5 protein-coding genes are annotated in these 5949 nt (G+C 63.3%); 4 read left to right on the top strand and 1 reads right to left on the bottom strand.

The features are described from left to right. On the top strand, positions 1–216 hold a 216-nt coding region (locus QT222_RS07930), incomplete at its 5' end, for an FAD-dependent oxidoreductase (protein ID WP_491476850.1). A 13-nt stretch (positions 217–229) separates the two neighbouring features. Here QT222_RS07930 and QT222_RS07925 read toward each other — a convergent pair. Further along, positions 230–496 (bottom strand): hypothetical protein, encoded by a 267-nt coding sequence (locus QT222_RS07925; RefSeq protein ID WP_004059039.1) that lies wholly within the window; start codon positions 494–496, stop codon positions 230–232. Between the two features lie 461 nt (positions 497–957). On the opposite strand from QT222_RS07925, the gene pheS reads away from it, so the two are divergent. The 3 genes from pheS (at position 958) to QT222_RS07910 (ending at position 5641) form a co-directional block, all read left to right on the top strand. Continuing rightward, entirely contained in the window at positions 958–2457 is a 1500-nt protein-coding gene (gene pheS, locus QT222_RS07920) for a phenylalanine--tRNA ligase subunit alpha (protein ID WP_491476849.1), read from the top strand. Next, positions 2457–4169, top strand: coding sequence for a phenylalanine--tRNA ligase subunit beta (gene pheT / locus QT222_RS07915; RefSeq protein ID WP_491476848.1), 1713 nt, complete (start codon positions 2457–2459; stop codon positions 4167–4169). The genes pheS and pheT overlap by 1 nt, the downstream gene beginning before the upstream one ends. Before the next feature lie 266 nt (positions 4170–4435). Beyond that, positions 4436–5641: a trans-sulfuration enzyme family protein gene (locus QT222_RS07910; RefSeq protein WP_004059045.1), complete on the top strand. Its 1206-nt coding sequence runs from the start codon at positions 4436–4438 to the stop codon at positions 5639–5641. Positions 5642–5949: the final 308 nt, after the last annotated feature.

Genomic DNA, 5949 nt, shown 5'->3' with positions numbered 1-5949 from the left:
GTGACGCCCGACCATCACGCGATTGTCGACGAGGTGGAACCGGGGGTCGTCGTCGCCGCGGGCTTTTCGGGTCACGGCTTCCAGCACGCACCGGCAACTGGGGAGGCCGTCGCCGACCTGTGTCTCGGCGAGGACGCCTGTGAAGTGGACGTGTCCACGCTGTCGCTCGACCGATTCGAGTCGGGAGAGACGCTGCAGGAACGGAACGTGGCGTAGTTGAACGGGAGGATTACGCGCTCAGGTTGACGACGGCGCGGAGTTCGCCGAGGACGCGAACCGGGTCACCGACGTCGCGCGACGCGAGCACGCGATACCTGTCTTCGTCCTCGACGACGCGGTAGGTCAACTCGCCATCGTCGAACTCGTATGTGGGTCGTGATTGGACGAGGATAGCGTCGACGTCGTCTCTGTCGTCCGGGCGGTTCGGCGGTTTGACGATGAGTGACGCCTCTTCGCCGAGGCGAATCGTAGAGAGTGTCGTGTCCAAGCCTCGCATTCGTCTTCGTCGCCCGTGGGTCGTCAATCAACAAGAACGTATCTGCTTTCAGACCGGAAATAGAATTGACAGGAATGGCCGACGACCAGTGGACGAAATTGTGCTGAAACCCGTCCTGTGCCCGCCCCTGTCACGTCAGTGTCGGACGTAACTCCGGGGCTGAACGTGACGCACCGGGCCGGACGTGACATCTCTTCCCACAATTCCGGAACCGTTTTGAGGGAACGCGGCCACCTCGAAAATATGACTCTCGAACCTGTCAGTCATGGTGTCTGCGCCACTCGCAAACCGGCTACCGACGGGTTCGGATTTTTCTTTCTGGCCGCTTGAGGTCGGCGGACTCCGCTTCGGCGCGACCGCGCCCAGCGGACGAAACCGACCCATTCGGTCAGACTCGCCAGTTCGGCGAGGCTTCGAAACTGCTAACCGACCACCAGACGGCTAACGCGACAACGAACCAGATGCGACTTCCGGAATCACAGGTCGCGGTGTTGAACGCCGCGAGCGCCACAGACGAACGGACGATAGCACAGCTAGCGGAGGCGACGGACCTGAAACCCGAGACGGTGACGGGTGCGGTCTTCGACCTGCGCGACGACGGTCTCGTCTCGGTCACAGAGACTGTCGAAGAAGACGTTGAACTAACCGACGAGGGCGTCGAGTACGCCGAAGACGGCCTTCCCGAGGTTCGACTCTACCGCGCCGCACTCGACGTCGGCGACGGTGATTCGGTCCAGATGGGACAGGTCATCGGTGCCTCCTCGCTCGGCGGCCCGCAAGTCGATATCGCCCTGTCGAACTTCGCGCGAAAGGGTTACGGCCGCATCGACTCGGGTGAACTCGCGCCCGACGCGGACGCCGACCCCGACGCGGACGAGGAAGCCGCCGCACTCGCGGCCCTCGCTGCGGGCGACGACGTCGACGCCGACGTGCTCGACCAACTCGAATCGCGGAACCTCGTCGTTCGCAACGAGCGAACCATCCGTGCCGTCACCCTCACCGACGAGGGCGTCACGGCTCTGATGGAGGGTATCGAGGCGGCCGAGACGGTCGACCGACTCACGCCCGAGATGCTCACCTCCGGCGAGTGGGAAGACGTCGAGTTCACCGAGTACAACGTCGAGGCCGACGCGCCCGAGGTGCGCGGTGGTAAGAAACACATCCTCCGGCAGACGGCAGACCGCGTGAAGGACGTGCTCGTCGGCATGGGCTTCGCCGAGATGGAAGGCCCGCACGCCGACGCGGACTTCTGGATTAACGACTGTCTGTTCATGCCGCAGGACCACCCGGCGCGCACCCACTGGGACCGTTTCGCCCTCGACGTGCCGCCGATGGAGGACATCCCCGAAGACCTCATCGACCGCGTTCGCTCGGCCCATCTGGAGGGTGTCGGCGACGACGGCGACGGCTACCACTCGCCGTGGTCCGAGGACTTCGCCCGCGCCATCGCGCTTCGCGGCCACACCACGTCCCTGTCGATGCGTTACCTCTCGGGACACGAAGTCGGCGAGTTAGAACCGCCGCAGCGGTACTTCTCCGTCGAAAAGGTCTACCGTAACGACACGCTGGACCCGACGCACCTGCTCGAATTCTACCAAATCGAGGGCTGGGTGATGGCCGAGGACCTCTCGGTGCGCGACCTGATGGGCACCTTCGAGGAGTTCTACTCCCACTTCGGCATCACGGACATCCAGTTCAAGCCGCACTACAACCCCTACACGGAGCCGTCGTTCGAACTGTTCGGCCGACACCCCGAGACGGGCGAACTCATCGAAATCGGGAACTCCGGGATGTTCCGCGAGGAAGTCCTCTCGCCGCTCGGCGTCGAGTGCGACGTGATGGCGTGGGGCCTCGCGCTGGAGCGTCTCCTGATGCTCATGTACGGTTTCGACGACATCCGCGACGTTCACGGAACGCTGTGTGACCTCGACCTGCTCCGCGAGACGGAGGTGCTCCGATAATGCCCGTAGTTGACGTTCAACCCGACGAACTGCGCCGCCTGACCGGCCACGAAGAGAAGTCCGACGAGGAGTTCAAAGACGACCTGTTCGCGCTCGGTCTCGAATTCGAGGGCGTGACCGAAGACGGGGCGTTCCAACTGGAGTTCGGTCCCGACCGCCTCGACCGCCTCTCGGTCGAAGGCGTCGCCCGCTCGCTTCGCTACCAGTACGGCGATGCCAGCGGGGTCGCCGTCCCGAAGACGAACGACCCGGATTGGACCATCGTCGTCGACGAGGCGGTTCCCGAAGAGCGCCCGTACGTCACGGGTGCCGTCGTCCGCGGCGTGGACTTAGACGATGCCGCGCTCGACTCGCTCATCCAACTGCAGGAGAAACTGCACGCGACGATGGGCCGCAAGCGCGCCAAGGGCGCTATCGGTATCCACGACCTGACGATGTTGAAGGGTGACGTGCTCTCGGAGAACGCCTCCGGCAACTCCATCACGTACACCGGAATCGAACCCGACGGCGACACGTTTGTCGCACTCGACTCCGACGACGAACTCACACCGGCCGAAGTGCTCGAACAGCACGAGACGGGGCGGAAGTACGCCGACCTCGTCGGCGAGTACGACCGCTACCCGGCCATCTACGACGAGATTGGTCTGTTCTCGTTCCCGCCGGTCATCAACGGTCGCCGGACCGAGGTCTCGACCGAATCCCGCGACCTCTTCGTCGAACTCACCGGAACCGACCAGTGGACCATCGACCGGATGTGCAACATCATCTGCTACGCGCTGGCCGCCCGCGGAGCGACCATCGAGGAAATCGAAGTCCAGTACGAGGGCGGTACCGTCGCCAAGCCCGACTTCGAAGTCGAGACGAAGCGCGTCAGCCACGACCGAATCGAGACGGTCCTCGGCGTCGACCTCGAAATGGACGAGGTTATCGACCTGTTCGAGCGCTCCGGTCTCGATGCCGACGCGGAAATCGGGGAAGAGACGGTGTACGGCGTCTCTATTCCACCGTACCGCGTGGACGTACTCCACCCGCTCGACCTCATCGACGACGTGGGCCGCGCCTACGGATTCAACGAACTCGAACCGCGGTACCCCGACGTGGGGACGGTCGGCCAACGCCACGAGCGCTCCCGACTGGAAGATGCCGCCCGCACCTCGCTCGTCGGTCTCGGCTTCGAGGACCTGCTCAACTTCCACATGATTTCGGAAGGGGAGAACTACGAGCGCATGGGTATCGAACCCGGCACCGACCTATTGGGCGGCGGTGAACCCGTCTCTATCACCGAACCGTACAGCGAGGACTACACCATGCTCCGCTCGTGGGTCCTCCCGTCGCTTTCGATGGTGCTGGAGAACAATACCCACCGCGCGTACCCGCAGGACCTCGCGGAAATCGGTCACGTAGCCCATCGCGACGACGACGAAAACACCCGTGTTTCGGAGGCGCGACACGTCGCCGCCGTCCTCGCCCGCCACGACGCGACCTACGAGGATGCAAAGGGGCGACTCGCGGCCCTGTGTGGTGACTTCGACGTTGAACTGGAGACGCCGCCGACCGAACACCCGTCGTTCATCTCCGGTCGGACCGCCGCGGTCGTCATCGACGGCGAAGAAGTCGGTATCGTCGGCGAACTCCACCCGGAGGTCATCGTCGAACATGACCTCGAACTGCCGGTCGCGGCGTTCGAATTCGACCTGTCGGCGCTGCAGTAAGCGCTTCGGGTGGCGTTTTTGTCTAGGTCTTTGCGCGGCGAGCGGAGCGAGTCGCGGACACAGGTGTGCGCGTGAATAGCCTAATCCTTCGCTTACTACCGCTCGTGAGCGTAGTTGTTTGCTCTCTGACTGGTGTGGGCCGCATGGTGGTCTGTCCAACCGCTATAGGATAACTTGCAGTAATTTACAATTCTCCGCCATTCCTTTCGTGCATTTGGTCAGAATGCGATAGAAACCTTTAGGATGTAACTCGTCACGGTTTTCGTATGAACGATTATGAACTACACCGCGAAACGCTCGCGGTGACCCATGGTGAACGCGGCCAGCTGCCCGCGCCGGGGGTCGAGGATGTTACTGTTCCGGTCCACCTCTCGTCGACGTATTCGATTCCCGACGTGGACCCAGACGCGGACCTGGAGACGCTCGACCCCGACGCGGGCGAGTACCTCTACTCGCGGTTGTCGAACCCGACGCGGAATGCGCTGGAACACCGGCTTGCGGCACTCGAAGGTGGCGAACACGCGCTCGCGTTCGTCTCCGGGACGGCGGCCATTGCCGCGACCATGACGGCGGTGGTCCACCCCGGCGACCACATCGTTGCGTTCGAAGACCTCTACGGTGGTACGAAGACGATGCTGAACCGCCTGTTCGCCGAGCGACTCGACGTGGACGTGACGTTCGTGGACGCGACGGACACCGAAAACGTCGAGGCCGCAATGCGCGACAACACGCGTCTCGTCTGGATGGAGACGCCGTCGAACCCGCTCATGCACCTCTGTGATGTCGAGGCCATTGCGGCCATCGCCGACGAGTGGGACGCCGTCTTCGGCGTGGATAACACCTTCCTCAGCCCGTACTTCCAGAATCCGCTGTCGCTCGGTGCCGACGTGGTCGTCCACAGCACCACGAAGTACCTCAACGGTCACTCCGACTCTATCGGTGGTGCGGTCGTCACCGACCGCGACGACATCATGGACGAACTCGCGTTCCTCCAGCGTGTCGGCATGGGGTCGATGCTCTCGCCGTTCGACTCCTATCTGACACTTCGCGGTATCAAGACGCTTCCCCTGCGGATGCGCCAGCACGAGGAGAACGCGATGGAAATCGCGCAGTACCTCGAATCCCACGACGCTGTCACGCGCGTTCTCTACCCGGGTCTCGAATCGCACCCACAACACGACCTCGCCGCCCGCCAGCAGTCCGGGTTCGGCGGCGTCCTCTCGTTCGAACTCGACACCGACCTCGACGGGACGGCCGAGTTCCTCGGGAACCTCGACGAGTTCCCGCTCGCGGTCAGCCTCGGCGGCGTCGAGAGCCTCATCGAGCACCCGGCGACGATGACGCACTCGCCGCTCTCACAGACCGAACGCGACAGACTCGGCATCTCGGATTCCTTCCTCCGACTGTCCGTGGGCGTCGAACACGTCGATGACCTGATTTCGGACCTCGACGAAGCGCTGTCGACGGTCTAAAGAGAAAAGCGAGAGTTCCACGGGTCACCCGACCCGTGGTCATTTACGGAGACGCCACTGTTTCCGCTCTTCGCCCGCTCGAATTCCGTTGCATCGGGCATCTAACCGAGGCGTTTAACAGTCCGCCCGGCAGTAGGTACGCCAACGCAATGCCGAGCGGAGAATACGACCCGGAAACCGTCGAGGCGAAGTGGCAAGAGAGGTGGGTCGACGAAGACCTGTACGCGTACCCAGAGCGTGCGGTAGACCCCGACACTGTATTCTCTATCGACTCGCCGCCGCCGACGGTGTCCGGGAGTCTCCACTGG

The sequence above is a fragment of the Haloferax sp. s1 genome (assembly GCF_058382125.1).
The sequence above is the reverse complement of the archived record's forward strand: the minus strand, read 5'-3'. Positions and strand labels throughout refer to the sequence as shown.